The 19662-nt window shown below is 49.8% G+C and carries 20 protein-coding genes; 7 read left to right on the top strand and 13 right to left on the bottom strand.

All coding sequences use genetic code 11. The features are described 5' to 3' along the window. Positions 1–166 precede the first annotated feature (166 nt). Genes BD_RS01090 through BD_RS01075 form a run of 4 tightly spaced genes read left to right on the top strand, consistent with a single transcriptional unit; the run spans position 167 to position 4462 of the window. The gene (locus BD_RS01090; protein WP_011162838.1) at positions 167–1159 is read left to right on the top strand and encodes a hypothetical protein; all 993 of its coding nucleotides are present in this window, start codon (positions 167–169) and stop codon (positions 1157–1159) included. Between the two features lie 41 nt (positions 1160–1200). Then, positions 1201–1953: a TerC family protein gene (locus tag BD_RS01085; RefSeq protein ID WP_038452060.1), complete on the top strand. Its 753-nt coding sequence runs from the start codon at positions 1201–1203 to the stop codon at positions 1951–1953. After that, positions 1953–2894 (top strand): tRNA adenosine(34) deaminase TadA, encoded by a 942-nt coding sequence (tadA, locus tag BD_RS01080; RefSeq protein ID WP_011162836.1) that lies wholly within the window; start codon positions 1953–1955, stop codon positions 2892–2894. Before BD_RS01085 ends, tadA begins: the two co-directional genes overlap by 1 nt. Before the next feature lie 50 nt (positions 2895–2944). Then, entirely contained in the window at positions 2945–4462 is a 1518-nt protein-coding gene (locus tag BD_RS01075; protein ID WP_011162835.1) for a DEAD/DEAH box helicase, read from the top strand. 14 nt (positions 4463–4476) lie between these two features. Here BD_RS01075 and BD_RS01070 read toward each other — a convergent pair whose 3' ends face one another. The 7 genes from BD_RS01070 to BD_RS01040 form a co-directional block, all read right to left on the bottom strand. Beyond that, positions 4477–5289, bottom strand: a complete 813-nt coding sequence (locus BD_RS01070; RefSeq protein ID WP_011162834.1) for a gamma-glutamyl-gamma-aminobutyrate hydrolase family protein — start codon at positions 5287–5289, stop codon at positions 4477–4479. Between the two features lie 59 nt (positions 5290–5348). Then, positions 5349–6026: a response regulator transcription factor gene (locus BD_RS01065; protein ID WP_226987885.1), complete on the bottom strand. Its 678-nt coding sequence runs from the start codon at positions 6024–6026 to the stop codon at positions 5349–5351. 96 nt (positions 6027–6122) lie between these two features. Further along, a complete protein-coding gene (locus BD_RS01060; RefSeq protein WP_050792887.1) occupies positions 6123–6416 on the bottom strand; it encodes a translation initiation factor in 294 nt (97 codons plus the stop codon). Between the two features lie 65 nt (positions 6417–6481). Beyond that, positions 6482–8011 (bottom strand): SpoVR family protein, encoded by a 1530-nt coding sequence (locus tag BD_RS01055; protein WP_011162831.1) that lies wholly within the window; start codon positions 8009–8011, stop codon positions 6482–6484. A 12-nt stretch (positions 8012–8023) separates the two neighbouring features. Further along, positions 8024–9121: a DUF444 family protein gene (locus BD_RS01050; RefSeq protein ID WP_011162830.1), complete on the bottom strand. Its 1098-nt coding sequence runs from the start codon at positions 9119–9121 to the stop codon at positions 8024–8026. Then, positions 9121–11196 carry a PrkA family serine protein kinase gene (locus BD_RS01045; protein ID WP_011162829.1) on the bottom strand — a complete coding sequence of 692 codons (2076 nt, stop codon included), beginning with the start codon at positions 11194–11196 and terminating at the stop codon, positions 9121–9123. Before BD_RS01045 ends, BD_RS01050 begins: the two co-directional genes overlap by 1 nt. A gap of 76 nt (positions 11197–11272) precedes the next feature. After that, the gene (locus BD_RS01040; protein ID WP_144313892.1) at positions 11273–11872 is read right to left on the bottom strand and encodes a hypothetical protein; all 600 of its coding nucleotides are present in this window, start codon (positions 11870–11872) and stop codon (positions 11273–11275) included. Positions 11873–11916: 44 nt separating this feature from the next. Here BD_RS01040 and BD_RS01035 point away from each other — a divergent pair, with 44 nt between their 5' ends. Further along, complete coding sequence (locus BD_RS01035) at positions 11917–12555, top strand: hypothetical protein (RefSeq protein WP_011162827.1); 639 nt, start codon at positions 11917–11919, stop codon at positions 12553–12555. Between the two features lie 60 nt (positions 12556–12615). On the opposite strand, the gene BD_RS01030 is transcribed toward BD_RS01035, so the two are convergent. Then, positions 12616–14499 (bottom strand): tetratricopeptide repeat protein, encoded by a 1884-nt coding sequence (locus tag BD_RS01030; RefSeq protein ID WP_011162826.1) that lies wholly within the window; start codon positions 14497–14499, stop codon positions 12616–12618. A 105-nt stretch (positions 14500–14604) separates the two neighbouring features. Further along, positions 14605–15105 (bottom strand): hypothetical protein, encoded by a 501-nt coding sequence (locus tag BD_RS01025; RefSeq protein ID WP_157865625.1) that lies wholly within the window; start codon positions 15103–15105, stop codon positions 14605–14607. A gap of 285 nt (positions 15106–15390) precedes the next feature. Between BD_RS01025 and BD_RS01020 the strand changes: the two genes are divergently transcribed. Continuing rightward, positions 15391–15915, top strand: a complete 525-nt coding sequence (locus BD_RS01020; protein WP_231839234.1) for a polyhydroxyalkanoate synthesis regulator DNA-binding domain-containing protein — start codon at positions 15391–15393, stop codon at positions 15913–15915. Positions 15916–15985: 70 nt separating this feature from the next. Here BD_RS01020 and BD_RS01015 read toward each other — a convergent pair whose 3' ends face one another. The 3 genes from BD_RS01015 to lpoB form a co-directional block, all read right to left on the bottom strand. Then, positions 15986–16450 (bottom strand): hypothetical protein, encoded by a 465-nt coding sequence (locus BD_RS01015; protein ID WP_011162823.1) that lies wholly within the window; start codon positions 16448–16450, stop codon positions 15986–15988. A 168-nt stretch (positions 16451–16618) separates the two neighbouring features. Further along, positions 16619–17869 carry a COG3014 family protein gene (locus tag BD_RS01010; RefSeq protein WP_038450556.1) on the bottom strand — a complete coding sequence of 417 codons (1251 nt, stop codon included), beginning with the start codon at positions 17867–17869 and terminating at the stop codon, positions 16619–16621. A gap of 3 nt (positions 17870–17872) precedes the next feature. Beyond that, positions 17873–18472 carry a penicillin-binding protein activator LpoB gene (gene lpoB / locus BD_RS01005; protein ID WP_038450554.1) on the bottom strand — a complete coding sequence of 200 codons (600 nt, stop codon included), beginning with the start codon at positions 18470–18472 and terminating at the stop codon, positions 17873–17875. A 160-nt stretch (positions 18473–18632) separates the two neighbouring features. Here lpoB and BD_RS01000 point away from each other — a divergent pair, with 160 nt between their 5' ends. After that, positions 18633–19049, top strand: a complete 417-nt coding sequence (locus BD_RS01000) for a JAB domain-containing protein (protein WP_231839233.1) — start codon at positions 18633–18635, stop codon at positions 19047–19049. On the opposite strand, the gene BD_RS00995 is transcribed toward BD_RS01000, so the two are convergent. Continuing rightward, positions 19039–19644, bottom strand: a complete 606-nt coding sequence (locus BD_RS00995) for a hypothetical protein (protein ID WP_231839232.1) — start codon at positions 19642–19644, stop codon at positions 19039–19041. The genes BD_RS01000 and BD_RS00995 overlap by 11 nt on opposite strands. Between the last annotated feature and the right edge of the window lie 18 nt (positions 19645–19662).

Below are 19662 nucleotides of genomic sequence, written 5' to 3'. Positions count from 1 at the left end.
ACCTTCCCTTCTGAGTGGAATTATGAATTTGAGAGAAAGAGTGTATAACAAAGCGGCACAAAAGGGGCAAGTTCTGGGGTCCTGACGCGGTATATTATTCTCGGGCCGGTGCTTTTTTATTGAACAGGCCGAAATCGGATGGGACAAATGCAACAGAGGGGACCCCATGAAAGCACTTATCTATCTGATATTACTGTTGTTCGTCGGAACCAGCCAAGCCTATGCTTGGGAAGCGTTCTATGTCCTTAAGCCCAATGAACTGCGCTTTTCCAAGGCAGCAGGCATCCAATCTCAGCAGGCCGCACCCACCGATTGCCGTGCCCGCCTGAAGGAAATCACCTGCATTGTGAACCCGATTCAGGATCCAAAGGAGTCCCGCAGCTGCCAGCCTGGCAGTGAATCCATGGCCCCGGCAATTGAACGCATCTATGATGTGCTGCCGGCAAAACTGCAACAAACCTTCTGCAGCATGACCGTGCTCTTTATCGAAAACGACACCGAGGTTCTGGGTTATGCCGGCGTGCTGACCTGGGATGCCAACCGTGAACCACAAGGTTCGTTCATGGGCATTCGCCGCACTTTGGTGGAACAAAACTACGACGCCACCTCCGTGCTGGGATGGAAAGAACAAAAGGCCTTCGGCCTGAAGGCTCCGCCATTTGTGCATTTACCAGAGGGGCCCCGCACCAGCATTGTTCTGCCGTCATCGCTGTCAGCACTTCATTATGTGATCGTACATGAGCTGGGCCACATTTTGGATTTCGCCAATCGCGCCAATAGCCCCGAGCCCGGATCATGGACGGCTTTAAGCTGGGAAACCGCAGAAAAACCCAAGGCCGATCAAATGTTTCCACTGTGGTCAAAGCTCTGCTTTTATGACTGCAAAGAACAGCTGGGTGTGGCCGACATGGAAGACTTCTATCACCAATTGGCACCTACTGACTTTATTACCACCTATGCGGCAGTCAGCCCCTGGGAAGACTTTGCCGAAAGTTTGACGTTCCATGTGATGGCCGAACATGCGGACTTTGAGTATCAGATTCAAACCCCGTTTGCGACCTATGACCTTAAAAAGAAATGGGACGGCCTGGGGATGAAAAAAATCTGGATGCAGGACTTCCTGAACCGCGATCTGAAATACCCAACACCTTTGAAATAGTTTATAAATTGGGGGAACAACAACAGGAGTTCCCCTTTATGATGGAAATGCTAGCGAATCCGCAAATCTGGATCGCGTTCTTCACTTTGTTTGCCCTTGAACTGGTTCTGGGCATCGACAACGTTATCTTTATCTCAATTCTTGCCGGGAAACTTCCCAAAGAACAACAGGACAAAGCCCGCGTGATGGGCTTGGGCTTGGCGGTGGTCACACGAGTGATCCTGCTGTTCTCTTTATCCTGGATTATCGGTCTGACAGCACCCATGTTTGAAGTCTTCGGCCAGGAAATCTCCGGCCGCGATTTGATTCTGCTTCTGGGCGGTCTGTTCCTGATTGTGAAATCCACCATGGAAATCAACCACAAGCTGGAAGGCGTGGAGGGCTCCCAGTCCAGTCCGGTGGCACACTCCTTTAATGCGGTGATCGTGCAGATCCTGCTTTTGGACATCGTTTTCTCTCTGGATTCCGTCATCACCGCTGTCGGCATGGTAAGCGAAATCTCTGTGATGATCGCGGCCGTGGTGCTTTCTGCCATCGTGATGATCGTGTCAGCGAAATCCATCAGCAGCTTCGTGGATTCGCACCCGTCACTTAAGATTCTGGCGTTGAGTTTCCTTCTGATGATCGGCTTCACCCTGATCGTGGAAGCTTTGGAAGTTCACATCCCGAAAGGTTATGTTTACTTCGCGATGGCGTTCTCTGTCGGCGTGGAAATGCTGAACATTCGCATGCGCCGCAAGAAGCCTTCTGAGCCAGTGAAACTGCGTGAAAGAATCGCTGAGGAAACAAAATAGTGAACACCCCTGCCCACGACGAAAAATGGATGCGCAAAGCACTGGCGCTGGCCCGCAAAGCGGCCGAGCGTGAAGAGGTGCCTGTGGCCGCCATCGTTGTGGGACCGGAAGGGATGATCTCTTACGCGATCAACACCCGCGAACGTCAGCAATCCCCCTTGGGACACGCCGAGCTTTTGGCTTTGCATAAAGCTTCGCAAAAGCGCGGCAGCTGGCGCTTAAGTGATTGTACTTTGTATGTGACTTTAGAGCCTTGTGTGATGTGTGCGGGCGCCATTCAGCAGTCGCGCATTGCACGAGTGGTTTATGGCGCAAAAGACGTCAAAGCCGGTGCGGTTGAAAGTCTTTATCATATCCTGAAAGACCCCCGCCTGAATCATCAGGTGGAGGTCAGCTCCGGCATTCTTGAAGACGACTGCAGTGAACTTTTGCAGGACTTTTTCAAAGGCCGTCGCGACGAAAAGAAATCCGAAAAAGCACAGAAGGTCTTCCGCGACCGCGCCAGCGTTGTGGTTCTGCACGAAGGAAAAGTGCTGGGGTTCCACGCCGTGGATCCCAGGGCGCAAGTGCCTTATTTCTTCCTGCCGGGCGGAGCCGTTGAAAAAGGTGAATCCCCCGCAACCACCGCCGCCCGTGAATGCCTGGAAGAAACCGGCTACAAGGTCCGGATCTTAGAGGATTCCGCCTTTGAACGTGTTTATGATTTTCCTTGGGATGGCAAAGTTCACGCCTGCCGTACGGTGTTTTATGTCGGTGTTCTGGATCAAAAATGGATTCCGGCGGGCAAAATTGAAGATGCCTCTTATCACAAGGGCGTGGACTGGCTGCCAGCCAAAGACGCCGCCAAAGTGTTTGGCTACAACAAAGACATCCTCTGGGCCGTGCAAAAACTACTCAAAACCGCTCAAAAGCATGCAGCCAGATCTGCCAAAAAACCTTAGGAAAGATAGAGGTTTACAGACCTCCCCCTGACCTGTAGAAGTTCCGTCACATGACGACGACTAAATTTACCGACCTTCCTTTGATTGCCCCTCTTCAATTTTCACTTAAAGAAGCAGGATACGAAACTCCAACCCCGATTCAGTTGGCAGCGATCCCTGTTATTCTTGAAGGGCACGACCTATTGGGCATCGCCCAGACCGGCACCGGGAAAACTGCGGCGTTTTCTTTGCCGATCCTGCAAAACCTTTCCAAACACACACGCAAGATCGAACCGAAATCCCCGCGTTGCCTGATTTTGACTCCGACCCGCGAGCTGGCGATTCAGATTCACGAAAACATCGAGGCTTACAGCAAACACCTGAACATGAAACACGCTGTGATCTTCGGCGGCGTGGGACAAAATCCCCAAGTGCGCGCCCTGCAAGGTGGCGTGGACATTCTGATTGCGACTCCGGGCCGCCTGATGGACCTGCACGGACAAAAGCACCTGAAGCTGGATCGCGTGGAAATCTTTGTACTGGATGAAGCCGACCGCATGCTGGACATGGGCTTCATGCAGGATATTAAAAAGATCCTGCCCCTGCTTCCGCAAAAACGTCACAACCTGTTCTTCTCTGCAACCATGCCACACGAGATTCAGACTTTGGCCAACAGGATTCTGGTGAATCCGAAAAAAGTGGAAGTGACTCCGGTTTCTTCAACGGCTGAAAAAGTTGAACAGCGTGTGATGTTCGTAGACAAACCTCAGAAGCTGGATCTATTGCTGCACATTCTGAAAGACGAATCTTTGTCCAAAGTGCTGGTATTTGTGCAGATGAAATACGGCGCCAACCGCGTCGTTGACCGACTGACGAAGGCGGGCGTTGCGGCCGCCGGCATTCACGGCGACAAATCCCAGAACCAGCGTCAGCGTGCGCTGGAAGAATTCAAAAACGGCGATGTGCGTGTGTTGGTAGCGACTGACATCGCCGCCCGTGGTATTGATATCGACGGCATTACTCACGTGATCAACCTGGAGCTTCCGCACATTCCGGAATCCTACGTTCACCGTATCGGAAGAACCGCGCGCGCAGGCGCTACCGGTATTTCTATTTCCTTCTGCACTGCTGAAGAAAGATCCTTCCTGTTTGCGATTGAAAAAACCACACGCACGAAAGTCACTGTGGTCGAAGATCATCCGTTCCATTCCACCGAAATTGCCAACGCTCCGGTGATGACCGTGGGTAAAGCCAAAGCGATTCTGGAAGGCCAGCGCCTGCAGAATAAGGCTAAAAATCGCGGTGGCGGGCCAAGACGTCAAGGCGGTGGCGCCCCTCAAGGCGGTCATGGCGGAAAGAAAGCGGGAGGCAAACCTCAGGGCGGCAATAAGCCTGATCATGGTGGCAAGACTCATACTAAATCCGAGCACAAATCTGAAGGTGCCGCTTCCCACAAAACTCACAGCAAACCTGCGCACGCAAAACCGGCTCACAAACCTGCTCACAAAAGTGAAGGCAAGTCTGCTGGCAAAAGTGAGCACGCTCCCAAGAAGCGCAGCTTCTGGAGCCGTCTGCGCAACAAGGACTAAGTTTCAGCAATAGATTACAGACCCAGAATTTTTTCTGACGGTTGGACTCGGGGGCCTTTGCAGGCCTCCAGGAACTTTTTCACCAAGGGTTCTGATGACAGGAATCTTTCCTCTTCATCGATATGAAATTCCGGGTGCCACTGCACCCCCACAAAGAAGCCGTCCTGAGTGGAGCTAAACGCCTCCACCAGACCGTCTTCGGAAGTCGCTTCGACTCGCAAACCGCTCCCCAGCTTCTTCACACCCTGATGGTGGATCGAAACAATCTCTCCGCCTTCGGTATACATCTTTTGAAGCATTCCGCCCGGAGTGATCTCCACCCGATGCGTGAGCTTTTCATAAAGCTCTGATTTAAAGTGCGCCAGATTGCTGGGAAGTTGGGTCGGCAGATCCTGGAAAAGCGTACCGCCCTTAAACACATTCATCAGCTGAAAGCCGCGGCAGATCCCCAGAACAGGTTTGTTCCGGGTCGCAAAGGCTTTCAGCAGTTTCAGCTCATAACGATCACGAATCGGATCCGTCTTGTGATTAACCATGACGTCAATGGGCTCTTCACCATACAAGGTCGGACAGATGTCCACACCGCCCTGTAGGACCAAACCATCCAGAATTTCGGCATACTGATGAACATTTAGATCATCTTTTTCAAGCAAGCCGGATGATTCCAATGAAGGAACCATAAACACCAAGCCGCCGTGTTTGGCGATCAAGTGGGCCAAGTTCTGCTCTAGGTACTGGATTGATTTGCTTTTGATCTCAAAGCCGTCTGGAGTTTTATAAAGCAGACGGGGAGAAAGACCAATCAGCAAGGGTTTTGCTGCGTCCATACATTAAGTGTGGACCCATAAAACCCCTGGGGCAAGCCTCTTTGTGATATTTTGGGGAACTATTCCTGAGCTTCCAGGCGATAGCCCAAGGACGGAACCGCAACGATGCGGCCGTTGAATTTATGGATTTTACGTTTCAGATAATTGATCTGTGAATCCACATTTCGGGACGTCACTTCCGTATCGCCCCAGATTTCTGAAAGACATTTTTCCCGAGTGACCAGATTGTTCTTTCCGGCCACCAGAAGCTTCAGAATATCGAACTGTTTTGGCGTCAGGTTCACTTCTTCACCATCCACAAACACCTGGCGGGAAAGAAGGTTCATCTTCATATTCGCCGCATTCAGCTCAGATGCCGCTTCCGGCTCTTTTTCTGAAAGACGGGCTTTGATTCTTAGAATCAGCTCTTTCACGTGGAAAGGCTTTGAGATGAAGTCATCAGCACCGGTTTCAAACGCTTTGATTCTTTCATCAATCGTCGCCGCACCGGAAACGAAGATGATCGGCGTGTTTTTCGTGGAATCACTTTCGCGAACCATACGACACACATCCACACCCATCACCCCTGGCATTTTATAATCCAGCAGAATCAGATCCGGGCGTTTTTCATTGATCAAGCGGAACGCAGAAGTGCTGTCAGAAGTGTAAGAACACTCATACGTGGAGCTGAGAATCTCCGCCAGGAGCTTACAGCTTTCTTCATAGTCATCTACAATCACGATTTTTTTTGCAGCCAAGTCCGTTCCCCTTAAAGGAGTGGAAGTCGTAAACATATTCATATTTAAAAGCATGAGCCCTACAAATGTAAAGTGCAAGTTGCACAGGGTCCAGTTTTACATGCCTTTAAATTTGATCTTCTTCGCTTCCAGAATCTTCTTCAATTGGTCTCTTTTGTCACCCTGGATTTCGATCATCCCGGCTTTGTCGCCCAGGATATGGGTTCCACCGACGCCGCATTTGGCTTTGAATTCTTTGGCCAAAGTCTTTAAGTACTCTTCATTACGAGGGAATCCATCAAGAACCGTGACAGTTTTTCCACCCCGCCCCCCTTTTTCCAGGCGGAACACTACTGTGAACTGACCTTCTTGCACCGTGTCCTCAGGACGACAGCGGCATTCGGACTTCAATTCCTTACAGTTGGGACATGTCACGTTGTCACGGGGATCAGTACTAAAAACTAAGCGAGTATTTTTCACGAACCTGAGCTCTCTTGATTGGATGGATTAGGGCTGGGCTCTTCACCCAACTTGTGCTGAGTATACTCTTTTCCATCGAATCTAAAAAGCTGCGGAGTTTCATCCATCACGGTCGCGATATTCACCGGGCGCTTCCAAAGTTTGAAGACGTTTTTCAGGGTTTCGCTCATGAAATCCGGTTGCATGTCGATGCCTTCATGCAGATGAGTCAAAAGCAGCTCCCCGCGGTTTTCAAAATTGGCGTCCTCAATGCGAATGATCGGCTGGCCAAAGTTTGTCATATGGAACAGCAATTGGGCTTTGATCGCCTTAAAGTCCTTGGTATCGACCTCGAACTTCTGGGTCTTTTTATTGAACTTGTACACAAACATTTTGTTGCGCACACAGAAGTCCTCGGTCAGGAACTGATCAATGAACGTCACGTCATTGCAGACTTTTCTGACTTCGAAGATCTTGTCACGGCCCAGGCCCAATTTCTTATCCCAGTGCTTGCGCTCGCGCACGTCATCGCACTCTTCCCATTCGCGACCGAACTGCCCTTTGTTCCAACGGTCCTCGATATCGCGCATCAGTTCGATGCCGACTTTGTAGGGATTGTATCCGTTCGGAGCCATTGCCATCGTGCCGGCATGGTGATCGGCAAAGTCGATGATTTCAGAGTCATTCAAAATCTTGGTCGTCATCAGCTTGGAATGCCAGTAAGACGCCCAACCTTCATTCATGGTCTTGGTCATCCCTTGAGGCGAGAAATAATAGGCCTCATCACGGATGATCGACAGCACATCCTGCTGCCAGTCCGTCAGCGGGGCATAGTGAATGAAGAAATTAAGAACATCTTTTTCCGGTTCCGCCGGGAAACGCTGAGCTCTGGCCTGCGCTTCGGCATCGGCCTTGCGGCGCTGCTCTTCAACAAAAGAAGGCGGATTGATATAGTCGCGCATATAGGAACGATCCACCCGCAGCAGATAGTTTGGTTCCTGCGCCGGTGGCGGATTCTGCGGCTTTACCACAGACTTTTCCACATACGGACTGTAGCGATCAATCAGGTTTTCCAGGGACAAACACACGTCGATGAAGTTTTCCACCACATCCTGACCGTGACGGTCCATGTAGCGGCGGATGCGTGTGGCGTGATTCGCCATTTGATCCATCATCTTGCGGTTGGTTTTGGAAAACCAGATATTGTTCTTAAAGAAATCACAGTGACCGTAAACGTGGGCCATGACCAGTTTCTGGTCCATCATGGCGTTGCCTTCCATCAGGTACGCGTAGCACGGATCGGTGTTGATCACCATTTCATAGATTTTGGAAAGGCCGTATTCATAGCTCTTGGAAAGGTGCTCATACTCCATCCCGAACTTCCAGTGCGGATAGCGCACCGGGAATCCACCGTAAGCGGCGAACTGATTGATCTGATCGTAGGTGATCAGCTCAAAGATCGTCTCAAAGAAATCAAGGCCCGCGTCTTTCGCGATCTGGCAGATTCTTTTTCTTTCGGCTTCAAGTTCGGGTGTCAGATTAGCCATACGAGCTCCGCCCTACTTTCCTTTTCCTAGGAAGTCTTTGATTGAATCCAGGATCTTGTCGCGGTTTTCGATCTGACTGAGTGTCAGTCTTTCATCCTCGCCAAATTCCTTTTGCAGGTCCTTCAGGAACTGCCCGCTGCCGTATTTGCTTTCCACCTGGCCATAACTGAAAACGTTACAGTTCGGCAGGAAGAATTCCTGCAGCATCTTAACACATAGACGCGTATCCTCGCCCGACCAGTTATCGCCATCTGAAAAATGGAACGGATAAATGTTCCATTCATTCGTGGGATAATCCGTCTGAATGATTTCCTGGCACAGCTTATAAGCCGAGCTGATCAGGGTTCCACCCGACTCACTGGTGCGGAAGAACGTGTCTTCGTCCACCTCTTTGGCCGAGGCGTCGTGAATGATAAATCTGGTTTCAAGGCCCTTATAGTGTTTGCGCAGCCAGGTGTTAATCCAGAAACTTTCCAGACGGACGATTTCCTTCTGCTCTTCACCCATGGAACCCGACACGTCCATCATATAGATGACCACGGCCTGGGTTTGTGGTTGCTGCACTTTCTTAAAGGACTTGTACTGCATATCCCGGCGGATCGGCAGCACCAGCGGGTCTTCGGAATTATAAGTTCCGGAACCCACCATGCGCTTCAAGGCACGTTTGTAAGATGATTTGAAGTGGCGCAAGCCCTCTGGCCCCACCGGCGCAAGGCCTGTGAATTTTGTCTTCAGGGAATCAATGTTTTTGGCGCCTTTGGGCTGAATCAGCGGCAATTCCAGTTTTTCACCCAGAATGTCCGCCAGCTCGTCCATCGACATTTCGACTTCGACAAGGTGTTCGCCCGGAGCCTCGCCGGCCTGACCCTGTCCGCCTTCACCCGGATCACCAACATCCTGACCCGGCTGCCCTTCCCCCTGACCGACCCCGCCCTGTTGTTTGGGACCGTACCGGAAGTTGGGAATATCGATGCGCGGAAGCGGAATCTTCACGAATTCATCTTCACGCTTCCCGATCATTTCGCCCTGAGAGACGTACTTGCGCAGATCCTCTTTGACCTTGCCTTTAACGATCTCTCTGAATCTGTTATGGTCTTCGCGTATCGACATTATTTATTCTTTACGTCCCCTCGGGCGAAGATACTTGCCACGTAATGCAATACATCCGTAGCAGAGATTTCATCGTAACCGAAGTCCTTGATGAGACGGGTTTTTACAATATCAATCTTCTCTTGAGTGTCTTTGTCAGCAACGTTGCTTACCAAAGTGGTCAGCTTGATGCTGTCTTTCTGATCCTCGAAGAGTTTCAACTCGATGGCTTTATGCAGGCGTTCGTTCATCTTGTAGTTGAACTTCTTGCCTTCCAAAGCCAGGGCCCCGATGTAGTTCATGATCTCGCGACGGAAATCATCCTTGCGGGACTCAGGGATCTCGATCTTCTCTTCGATAGATCGCATCAGACGCTCATCCGGCTCCTCGTCGTTGCCGGTGAACTGATTGCGAACTCGTTCTCTTTGCGTATAGGCTTTGACGTTATCAATATAGTTGGCACACAGTCGCTGCATGGCACTTTCATCGGCACTGATGGCTCTTTGCACCTCAGCTTTGATGATTTCCTCGTACTCCTGCATGACCACACCCAGAAGTTCCTTAAACTCGGTCTTCAGCTCTTCGTTGGCGATCAACGAGTGACTTTTCAAACCGGATTCAAGCTCTTTAAACACCATGAACGGATTCACAGATCCTTTGTTGGACTGCTGAGCCGCCACCAGGGCGTTGGAAAGTTTATCCTGGATATAACGGGCTGAAATACCCTCAAGCCCCTCACGCACAGTTTCTTTACGAAGCTCGCGAACGTTGTCTTCAGTATAGTTCGGCAGCGTTTTACCGTTATACAGTTTCAGTTTCTGCAAACGGGTCAAATTGGCTTTCTTCGGTTTTTCCAGACGGGTCAGAATCGCCCACATTGCGGCCATTTCAACCGTGTGCGGGGCAATACTGATTCCACGCACTTTCTGGGAATTGAAGTCGCGTTTGTAAATGTTGATTTCATCTCTCCAGCGCGTGATGTAAGGAATGTCGATCTTCACGGTACGGTCACGAAGAGCTTCCATGAATTCGTTGTCTTGCAAACGACGGTATTCCGGTTCATTCGTGTGACCGATGATCACTTCATCGATATGGGTCTGTGCGAACTTTTTAGGTTTCACACGGTGTTCTTGCGAAGCCCCCAACAGATCGTACAAGAAGGCCACATCCAGCTTCAGAACCTCGACGAATTCAATCATCCCACGATTGGCGACGTTGAACTCCCCGTCAAAGTTAAAGGCGCGCGGATCAGAATCAGATCCGTATTCGGCAATTTTACGATAGTTGATATCACCCGTAAGCTCGGTGGAGTCCTGATTCTTTTCATCTTTCGGCTGGAAGGTACCAATACCCACACGGTCCGCTTCAGAGATGAACAATCTTTTCACACGCACGTGCGACAGAACCTGCATCAGGTTGCCGTCGTATTTTTCCATCAGGGCTTTAAAGATAAAACGAGAAGGCGGGCTTAATTCGCCATCCACGTGCACACGGAAGCTGCCTTCCTGGCCTTTGTTGATAGAGTCATAAACCGTGGAACGAAGCTCTTCCGGAATCAGCAGCAAAGGTTCTTCATTCATTGGGGAATGGAAGACCTTCACACCTTTACCCAGCAAACCATCAAGTTCGAGTTTTTCATCGATCCATTCAAAGGTGTACACCGCACCCTGCTTGGTGTGCGAGTAGCGCTCAAGACCCTTTTTCAGCATGCGGCAGATGGTGGATTTCGCACTTCCCACCGGGCCGTGCAGCAGGATCACACGTTTCTCGGTTCCGTAACCCAGGGCCGCCGCTTTCAGAACATTCACCAATTTCATCAACTGCACATCCAGGCCGAAGACCGCGTCTTTGCCATTGTTATGAACGTCGTCGAAGAACTTGTAGCGAATGACTTCTTTTTTGAAATCAATGTACGTTTCAGTGCCTTCTTCAACGATCATGTCATACATGCGCTGATAGGCGTTTCGCGTGATTTTCGGATTTTGTTTTACCAGGTCGAGATATTCCTCGAAGGTGCCACTCCAATGCTCTTTGGCATGAGTGCTTGAGTTTTGCCAGTTGGCGACCAGTGAATGCAGATCAAACTTAGAGGCCATATTCTCTCCCCAAGGTGATTGGTGACACACCTACTCTGTTAGAGTATGCCTCATTACTAGACGGTTAACGAGTTTTTTAATTTAGTTGTATTGCTTTGAACCCTTGCGGTTGTCTCAAGGTGAACAACTCTGATTTAAACTGGACTTCAGTCTTGGGTGCTTCGAAGAGCCACTGCATTTCAAATTGCGGGGCCGTAATAACGACTTTCTTTTGCCCTTCTTTTCGATCCAACCACTCGACGCGCGTTTGTTTGGCGATATTCTCACATTGATAAATCAACCCTGCGGGATCCAATCCACACTTCCAACCAGGGCCTCTGACAGGTTCGTCAAAAGCGATATTGGCCAGATTCATCGGATGCAGTGGCATGCCAATCACATTGGCGAACGCACGTTCGGTATTGCGCCCATAGAAGAACGTCTTTTGAGGATAAACAGCATAAGAGATCTCTGTCGGGCTCATCACGACACTGGCCACCTGAAAACCCAGCAAAGCCGTGATTTCAAAGCGCGCTCTTTCGTTTTTGATCGCAAAAATATCTATACTTAATGACTGGGTCTTATTTTCCTTCTGATTTTTGATCAGGGCCTTGGTTTCCCACTGCGCTTTTTGAAACGCACCCTCTTTCACTGTCTTAGTGACACACCCGGAAAGGAAAAGGGTTAGTACGAACATGAAAAAATAATTGAACCTGTTCATCATTGCCTTAGCATAGAGAAATGAATTCCCTTAAACAAGCCTTGATTCAATTAAAAGCGGACTGGAAAAACAGCCTTTTTCTGGGCTGTACGGCCACCCTGTTCGTTCTGGCGGTGCGTTTTACTCCTTATGTAAGCGCCCTGCTGATTTCCTTCGGCCTGCTGTTTTTACAGGAAGTGACCAATCGTTATCTGACTTTTAAAGCCTGGCCCCGGGATTTGACCTTCCTGAAGGAAAATGCGCTGACATTTCTTATCACCTCTTTGATTCTTTTACCGACCAGCACTCTGCTGGGCTCCGCCATTGGCGTTCTGGAGAGTCCTCAGGATTTCCTGCACACCATTCCGATGTCGTGGGGCCTTTTGATTCTGGCGGTGTATTTTTATCTGGTGCTCGCTCATGCTCTGCGCATGACCATTGAAAATGGCACAGCACTGGCGAAAGCTGTGGATATTGCCGCCTTGGCATCGCTGAAGAACTTCCGCGAATATTTCATCATCGCTTTTTATATGGCGCTGGCGGTTCTGATCTCGGGAATTTTGTGGGGCGCGGGGTTCATCGTGACTTTACCTGTGATCTTTTATGCCGCCCATTACTCTTTCCTGGCGACGAAAGAGCGCGGCCTGCTTCAGGAAAAGAGAACCGAACCAGCTTCCTAAGCTTAAAAAGAAAAAGCCCGCAGTGCGCGGGCTTTTTAGTTTTAATTGTAAATTTCAAATCTATTTTTCAGAAGCGTGTTCTGCCACCGGCTTTTCAACGGAAGCTGGCAGACGAGGTGTGCCGTTCAGCTCCTGCTTTTCAATCGCCGTGATTTTGCTGCGGATTTCCTGAACCTTTTTAGGTTCGGTTTCCAGATCCGCGGCTTTCTTGTACATCTTCTTGGCTTTATCCACCATGGAATGCTTGTAGTATGCATCACCCAGGTGCTCAGCAATGATGCTCACCGTGGACTGATGTTTGTAAGCGGCCTCCAGGAACTTGATGGATTCAGCGAACTTGTTTTGTTTGTACAAGATCCAGCCCAGAGTATCCAGAACATAACCATCCGTCGGCTCAAGCTCCAGCGCACGACGCGCCAGCTTTTCGGCTTCCGGCAGTTTCACGCCCATTTCAGCCCAGGTGAAAGCCAGATAGTTCAGGCCCTGCACATGGTTTGGATCCAACTCCAGCACCTTTTGCATTTCTGTTACGACCACATCTTTGTTGCCCATACGGTCGTTGATCGTACCGTAATAGAAACGAAGCTGAGCATTTTCCGGGAACTTTTTCAGACCCTGCTCCAATGTCGCAGAGGCATTTTTATAGTCGCCCTTTTCATCCAGCAAGGAAGCATACATCGCAAAGATCTGAGGCTGATCCTGGCGTGCTTTCAAACCAGCGGCCGCCACTTCCAAACCTTCATTCAAACGGCCCAACCCTTTTAGCAGGTAAGCAGCGTGAACCACGGCTTCACCATAGTAAGTGCTGGTGGAAGGGATCTTCGTGTACTCTTTCACGGCTTTTTCATGCTGGCGGGTTTCTTCATAAACCGCGGCCAGATAGAAACGAACTTTGTCAGACTCTGGAGCATCTTTCAGGATCTCTTCCAGTTTTGCCACCGCAGTGTCGTAACGTTTCTGTTCAATCAGGATCAAAGCCATCTTCATGCGAACATTCAGCGGCTCGTCGGAATCATTTTCCATCACTTCCAGCTGCTCATACGCATTTTCATAATCACCGCGCTCGATATAGATCTGCGCCAGGACTTCCGCCACACGTGGGCTTGGAGAGTTTTCCTTCTGGAAAGCACGGTACAAGGACACGGCTTTGTCTTCCGTTTTCTGCTTGGAATAAAGAACACCCAAAGTCAGAACCGCATCCGCGAAATCCGGCTTCAGCTCCAGAGCTTTCTTGAAGGAAGCTTCTGCCGCTTTTTGGTATTTGGCTTCAGGCTGCTCCAGACGCACGCGTCCGATATAGTAGTGAGCCAGGTACGGAGTGTTGTATTCAGGGTTTTTCAGCAGGGACTCAAAGTACTTCACCGCTTTGTCAGACTGTTTCTGTTCCGAGTACAAAGCACCAATGTAAAGGGGCGCTTCGGTGTTGTCTGGCTGCAGCTTCATCACGGTGTTGTATTGTTCCATCGCTTTTGGATAAAGCTTCAGGGAGGAATACAAACCACCCAGCAACAAGTGGCTATCGACGTTCTTAGGGTCTTTCGCCACCGCTTCTTCAGCCTGCGCCAAAGATTCGGTGATCATGCCCTGCTTCAGAAATTCTGCCGCCAGACGCATGTTCACGGCCGGGGAATTGGTATCGTAAATAAGAACCATTTTGAAAGCTTCCACCGCTTTCTGGGAGTTGCCTTCCAGAGCGTAAGCCTCACCCATCGCGAAGTAATAATCCGCCTGAGTGCGCATGTAGAGTGGATCCAAAGAGGCCGCACCGTTGTCTTCCGGAGAGACCACCGCCGGAGCAAAGGAAGCAGGAGCGCGATTTCTATCGTTGAATGATGCCTCGTAGTAAGGGGCTTTGTCGTCAGACTCATTTGACGTGAAGGTCGCGCAAGCCGTGAGGGTCATCAGGAAAGGAACGATGATTGCGGTCCTAGTGTATGGAAACATGAAATCTCCTTAGTCACTAGGCTGATCGGCTTCTTATGAGAATTGCTTGATGCGGCTTAAGCGCCCATTGAGGAAACGCGACCAAGGACGCGGATGAGAAAGTGCCTAGTTATGAGACACACTCAGAAGGACTCCCAAATCATCCCCTTCATAAAGAGGCTGAGAGTCCAGGGATTTGCCCTCGTCGTCGAGGGACGCCGTTTCGACTTTCTGGTTTGGACCGGACGACCACACCAGGATTTTGATCTTTCCAGTGGTATCTGCCCCGGACAAAATGCGATAACGGTACGGCTGCCCCCAGGGATCGGTCCCCATGGTGCCTGTGCTGCGCAGGTTTTCAGCAGTCAAAGAGGACTTATCCTCTGAAACCGAAGCTGGCAGCCTGCCTCCGGCCTTGTCTTCCGACACTGTATTTTTTGATGCCTCGCGGTAAATTTGTACAACTTGGTAGCCTACGACCTCTGCTTTTTGGCGAGCTGTCTCACTTTTAGAGTCCTGAATCTGGCGATTCCAAGGCGTCGCAATGATGGCTGTAGAGAATCCTACAAGGCCCAGCAGGGCCAAGACACCAGAGGACTTAAACTCTTGTTTTTGCTCGTTTTTCATTAATTTTCCGCCAAAGATTGAAGGTCGTTCCTTAACATTTCGGCGGGCTTTGGAAAAAACTTTAGACAAAGGTCTGTAAAATTCGAAAAAACGAATGGCTATTTGCAGAATAAATGACGCCTAGAGTCTTTTCTTTTGATTTTAGGACCCCTTGACAAGGGGTGGCGGCAGGGATAGGTTGCGCCCATCTGCAAGGGGACGCCGAATCATAAGGCACCGTTAACCCCTTGGGACTTTGGGGAAATTTCAAATTGGGAGGCACTTTTGATCAACCAAAACGAAACAATGACATCGAAGCCAAATTCTAAAGTTAAAATCATCAAGCGCTATCAGAACCGCAAACTCTACGACACTCAACAAAGCTGCTATGTGACTTTGGACGATATCGCTAAGATGATCCGCACTAACGAAGAAGTGATGGTTATCGACAACAAGTCTAAAAATGACATCACAGCTGCGACTCTGACTCAGATCATCTTCGAAGCTGAAAAGAAAGCATCTCAGTACGCTCCTCTTTTCACACTGCGTGAGATCATCCAGAACGGTAACGGCAGCATCTCTGGTTACTTGGCTAAACTTGGCGCGTTCCCTCAGGACTACATGACCAAGCAACAAGTGAACACAGTTGTTGAAAACGCTTCTACTGACAGCGTTAAACAAAACTTGGAAAACCGCGTTGCAACTGCAGCGACTCGCTACAACACAGACACTACTGCTAAAGTAGCTGCTGAAAAAGCGACTGTACTTCCAGGTCTTCAGCAAGACGACGAAACTCCAAACCTGCCAGGCACTTCTTTGTTGAACAACTAAGAAGACCTTTCAGCAAGGGTTTCAAAAAAGGCTCCGCAAAGCGGGGCCTTTTTTATTTTTCTTAACGGAATTAACGAGAACAGCTGAAAGACTGTGTTCTACCGTAAACAGTGCTTCGTGTGCTGTAGCTAGCCAGCTTGCCGGATTTATCCAGAATGATCTCGACCTTTTGAGCCACGTTCCCGTCAGCAGAATTACAGAACAGATTGATGGCATTATCATCCAGATGATAGCTGAACTTTAAACCCATGCTGGTGCAGAAATGCTTTGTTCGCGTCACACCGCTGCTGTTCACCGCAATACCGGCCCCCAGACCCACGGACTGTCTGCGATCCTCGTCATAGATTCCATAGACTTCAATAAATCCCTGTCCGACTTTATAATTAACACGGCAGTTCGCCTTTTCCACGCGATCCGACATATCCCCGCTTCCCACCATCACGGAGGCAGAATCCTTGCTTTCAGGTGTGCCACCAAAATCCGCAAAAGCTGGTGCGGAAGCCAACATCACTAGACTCATCAAAAGACATTTCATATAAACTCCTTGGTTTTGAACTAAAAACTCAATCAACCCGAGTCACGGGCCGACATCGCCAAGAAGGATTGCCAAGAGCGGGCCAGTTCATTTGTTTGTTTATTTTCATCTCATGATGTGGCGATTGTCTAAGCCACAATTGAAAGCCGCAATTTGATTCGGGATCAGCTATTTCAGTGATCGCCAGATCACGAATTTCTTCTGACCGGCTTTGATTTCCACGTCACGGGAATCAAGACCTTCCCCTGTGGATGTATTGCTGTAGTCCACGCCTTCCAGGCGGAACTTGTAGGTTCCCGCGCGCAACGGCACACGGATGATTTGAATAGTCTGTGGCAGGAAAGACCACTGTCGCACATCCGCGCGATCGGCCACCAACAACGCGATGTAAGCCAAATCCCCCAAAGCCTGATTCTGCTGGCGGATCTGATCTGACAAAACGGCTTTGGTGGCAATGCCAGCCATCCGTTTGGCGAAAAGGATTCCATAGTCCTCTTCCAGGGTTTTCATGGCGGCGGACTGCACATCATAAACCTCGCGGCTTAACAGCGGCTCGGTTTGGCTTGATAGATACAACCGTGCCCTTTGAGTCTGACTGCGCACCGGCACCAGCGTCGGCAAAGTGTGTCCGTTGTTTTTACCCGCGGATTTTCGCGGCCCCCAACCCTGTTGATAAATGATCACCAGCTCTCCATTGGAGCGGTCATACCAAGAGTCAGATTCCACAACATCAGGGAATTTCTTTTTCCAGTCCTTGTAGCTGTCCATGCGACGGGCCAGTTTTGCCGAACGAATCAGGTCCTCGCGGATCGTGGAAATGGACGGGTCAATTTTGTAGGCTTCCGCGTAAGCGATGTAAGCATCATCATAACTGCGGCTGGCTTCCCAGATCACGGCCGACAGATATTTACTGAACGAGTTCAGCTCAAACGCCTGTTTTTCATCGGCACGGTATTTCAGATATTTTTCATTGATACGACGGGCTTCAACCAGAGCATCATCCAGCTGATCCATCTCCAGGAAATTCATTGCCAGATAGGCGTTGATGAAAATCTTTTCAAAAGTGTCGCCCTTGTACTGAACCATTTCCTCATTCAGCGCCAAGGATCCGGCGATGCGGGAAACCGACTGATAATCGACCAGTTCAGCCAGGCGATCGGCTTTCATCAGAATCTGATTGCTCTCTTTCAGTTGTCCGGCCACCTGCAGGGCTACACCGTAGTCCATCAGGTACGCCAGCTGATCGTCATTTTCCTTGTCGGCCAGGGGCTTCAAGTCCGCCAGAGCCTTGGTGAAATCATGACGAGCCAATGCCTCGCGGGCGGGTTGCACTTTACTTTGGTAAGTGGCGCAACCCATCAGGGGCAAAACTAAAAAAAGACCCACGGCATGCGTGAGTCTTTGAGCAAAACGATTCATCAATTATAGACCAATGGATTTCTTTTTGAATGTTTTACGGATCTGCTTCTGATCAGACCAGGTGATCATGCTGGATTTCAGGTTGGTCAGATTCAAAGTCAGTTTGTAGTAAACGGACTTGTCTTTGCCCACTTCCTGAACGATGGAATCCAGACGACCGTTGATGATGAAGTCTGCGCCAATCTGACCGCCTGGGCCTTTTTTGGTGCCTTCTTCAACCATACCGGAATTCTGATAGTTGTATTCATCTGCGATATCCTGACGGGCTTCTTTATCGATGAAACCCACTTTGCCGGATTTCATAAGCTCTACACGAACCATGTCCATGATGCTTTGAGTGTCGATGTGTTCGCTGGTTTTATTCTGAAGGCCGGTCACCATAACCACTGGCATTTTTTTCGCGCCATTGATGGATGGAGAAGTCATCAAACTTGCCACCAGATCCTGAACTGCTTTCTGCATGTCAGTTTCAGACCACTGATCATTCAGAAGATTTTCACGGTTCACGTCGTCGTACTGGCCTTTCACAAAAGCTTTCGGACCACAACTGGTCATTGCCAAGAAAGAAAGAGCCACGGCTGCAAAAGTCAGATTCTTTTTCATAATACCTTCCTGTCCATTTCGGACACTTCCAAAGTCTATGCTGGGGTATTTCGGGGCGCAAGTCATGCCCCCCCGTTTCAGGACGGCTGTCCTAAATCCGTCCGCTAAATCAGGCCAGTTTTCCATTAAAAACCCCGTAATTTTGCAACAAAGGACAAATATGAGAGAAGTGTCCACAAGCCTGCAAGCCTATGAAATCCTGCGCAACGAAATCAACCCCCATGCCGAAGAGCTGTGGGTCATCGCCCTGGACTCGCAAATGAATCTGGTCCTCAAAGAAATGCTGTTTCGGGGGACGGTGGATTTTTGTATGATTCACCCGCGCGACATCTTCCGCTGCCTGGTGCAGGCCAATGCCAGTTCATTTATTCTGGCGCACAATCACCCCAGCCAAAACGTTCTGCCCTCGGAACAGGATCTGATCCTGACCCGGCGAATTCATCAACTGGCGCAGATGTTTGAAATCCCGCTGAACGATCATCTCGTCGTCTGTGAAAACAATTATTTTAGTATGGCTGATCATGGGTATTTTAAGAAGTGGCGAAAGACGCGGACTGTGCGCAGTCTTACTGTATAGCCTCAGAACTGTAGTCGAACACATTCATGCCCGAGCCAGTCGGATTTTTGATCGGAGTCACCGACAGAACTCGGGACAGATCCTCACTTAAGATCACACGGTATCCACCACGGCGCGCGTTTTCAACGAACTGGCGGGCGTACTCTTCTTTATAGGCTTGAGAATATTCGGCCTGTTGTTCGGCGTTGAACAGTTCTTTCTGGACGATGTCGTGCGGGGAAAGACTTTCCTCTTTGCGTGCCCCACGCCCCAGTTCTTCCGCCAATTCCTGAGCCCGAGTGTCTGAAGTCAGATCCAGACGGTTTTCATTGTGATAAGCACTTTGAGCAGTGGTGGAATTAAAATCAGTGTTCATCAGTCGCGCGTTTTCCACTTGCATACGCTGGCGGGCCATCTCCATCTTTTCGTTGGTCAACATCAGATGGCGGTTCACCGATTTTTCAAACTTTTCGGATTTTGCAGCCACAGGAGCCGAGGCCACTTTCTTCGGAGGATCTTCAGACCCCAGATAGACAAAGATCATCACTGCCGCCCCCACAAAGAGCAGCAAAGCCAAAAGCATAGAGTTTTCCTTTTGTGGCTTCTGCGATGTCATAAGGCCCTTATCGGCCAA

This window comes from Bdellovibrio bacteriovorus HD100, from assembly GCF_000196175.1.
Classification (GTDB): domain Bacteria; phylum Bdellovibrionota; class Bdellovibrionia; order Bdellovibrionales; family Bdellovibrionaceae; genus Bdellovibrio; species Bdellovibrio bacteriovorus.
Note: the sequence above shows the minus strand (reverse complement) of the source record. Positions and strands in the feature narration are given on the sequence as shown.

What these genes read in the sequence shown, in the direction of transcription:
- BD_RS01045 (WP_011162829.1), bottom strand. Translation starts at nt 11,196, where the DNA reads ATGGCCTCTAAGTTTGATCTGCATTCACTGGTCGCCAACTGGCAAAAC.
- BD_RS01050 (WP_011162830.1), bottom strand. Translation starts at nt 9,121, where the DNA reads ATGTCGATACGCGAAGACCATAACAGATTCAGAGAGATCGTTAAAGGC.
- BD_RS01010 (WP_038450556.1), bottom strand. Translation starts at nt 17,869, where the DNA reads ATGAATCGTTTTGCTCAAAGACTCACGCATGCCGTGGGTCTTTTTTTA.
- BD_RS01055 (WP_011162831.1), bottom strand. Translation starts at nt 8,011, where the DNA reads ATGGCTAATCTGACACCCGAACTTGAAGCCGAAAGAAAAAGAATCTGC.
- BD_RS00995 (WP_231839232.1), bottom strand. Translation starts at nt 19,644, where the DNA reads ATGACATCGCAGAAGCCACAAAAGGAAAACTCTATGCTTTTGGCTTTG.
- BD_RS01085 (WP_038452060.1), top strand. Translation starts at nt 1,201, where the DNA reads ATGGAAATGCTAGCGAATCCGCAAATCTGGATCGCGTTCTTCACTTTG.
- BD_RS01070 (WP_011162834.1), bottom strand. Translation starts at nt 5,289, where the DNA reads ATGGACGCAGCAAAACCCTTGCTGATTGGTCTTTCTCCCCGTCTGCTT.
- BD_RS01075 (WP_011162835.1), top strand. Translation starts at nt 2,945, where the DNA reads ATGACGACGACTAAATTTACCGACCTTCCTTTGATTGCCCCTCTTCAA.
- BD_RS01020 (WP_231839234.1), top strand. Translation starts at nt 15,391, where the DNA reads ATGACATCGAAGCCAAATTCTAAAGTTAAAATCATCAAGCGCTATCAG.
- BD_RS01035 (WP_011162827.1), top strand. Translation starts at nt 11,917, where the DNA reads ATGAATTCCCTTAAACAAGCCTTGATTCAATTAAAAGCGGACTGGAAA.
- BD_RS01000 (WP_231839233.1), top strand. Translation starts at nt 18,633, where the DNA reads ATGAGAGAAGTGTCCACAAGCCTGCAAGCCTATGAAATCCTGCGCAAC.
- BD_RS01015 (WP_011162823.1), bottom strand. Translation starts at nt 16,450, where the DNA reads ATGAAATGTCTTTTGATGAGTCTAGTGATGTTGGCTTCCGCACCAGCT.
- lpoB (WP_038450554.1), bottom strand. Translation starts at nt 18,472, where the DNA reads ATGAAAAAGAATCTGACTTTTGCAGCCGTGGCTCTTTCTTTCTTGGCA.
- BD_RS01030 (WP_011162826.1), bottom strand. Translation starts at nt 14,499, where the DNA reads ATGTTTCCATACACTAGGACCGCAATCATCGTTCCTTTCCTGATGACC.
- BD_RS01040 (WP_144313892.1), bottom strand. Translation starts at nt 11,872, where the DNA reads ATGTTCGTACTAACCCTTTTCCTTTCCGGGTGTGTCACTAAGACAGTG.
- BD_RS01090 (WP_011162838.1), top strand. Translation starts at nt 167, where the DNA reads ATGAAAGCACTTATCTATCTGATATTACTGTTGTTCGTCGGAACCAGC.
- BD_RS01025 (WP_157865625.1), bottom strand. Translation starts at nt 15,105, where the DNA reads ATGAAAAACGAGCAAAAACAAGAGTTTAAGTCCTCTGGTGTCTTGGCC.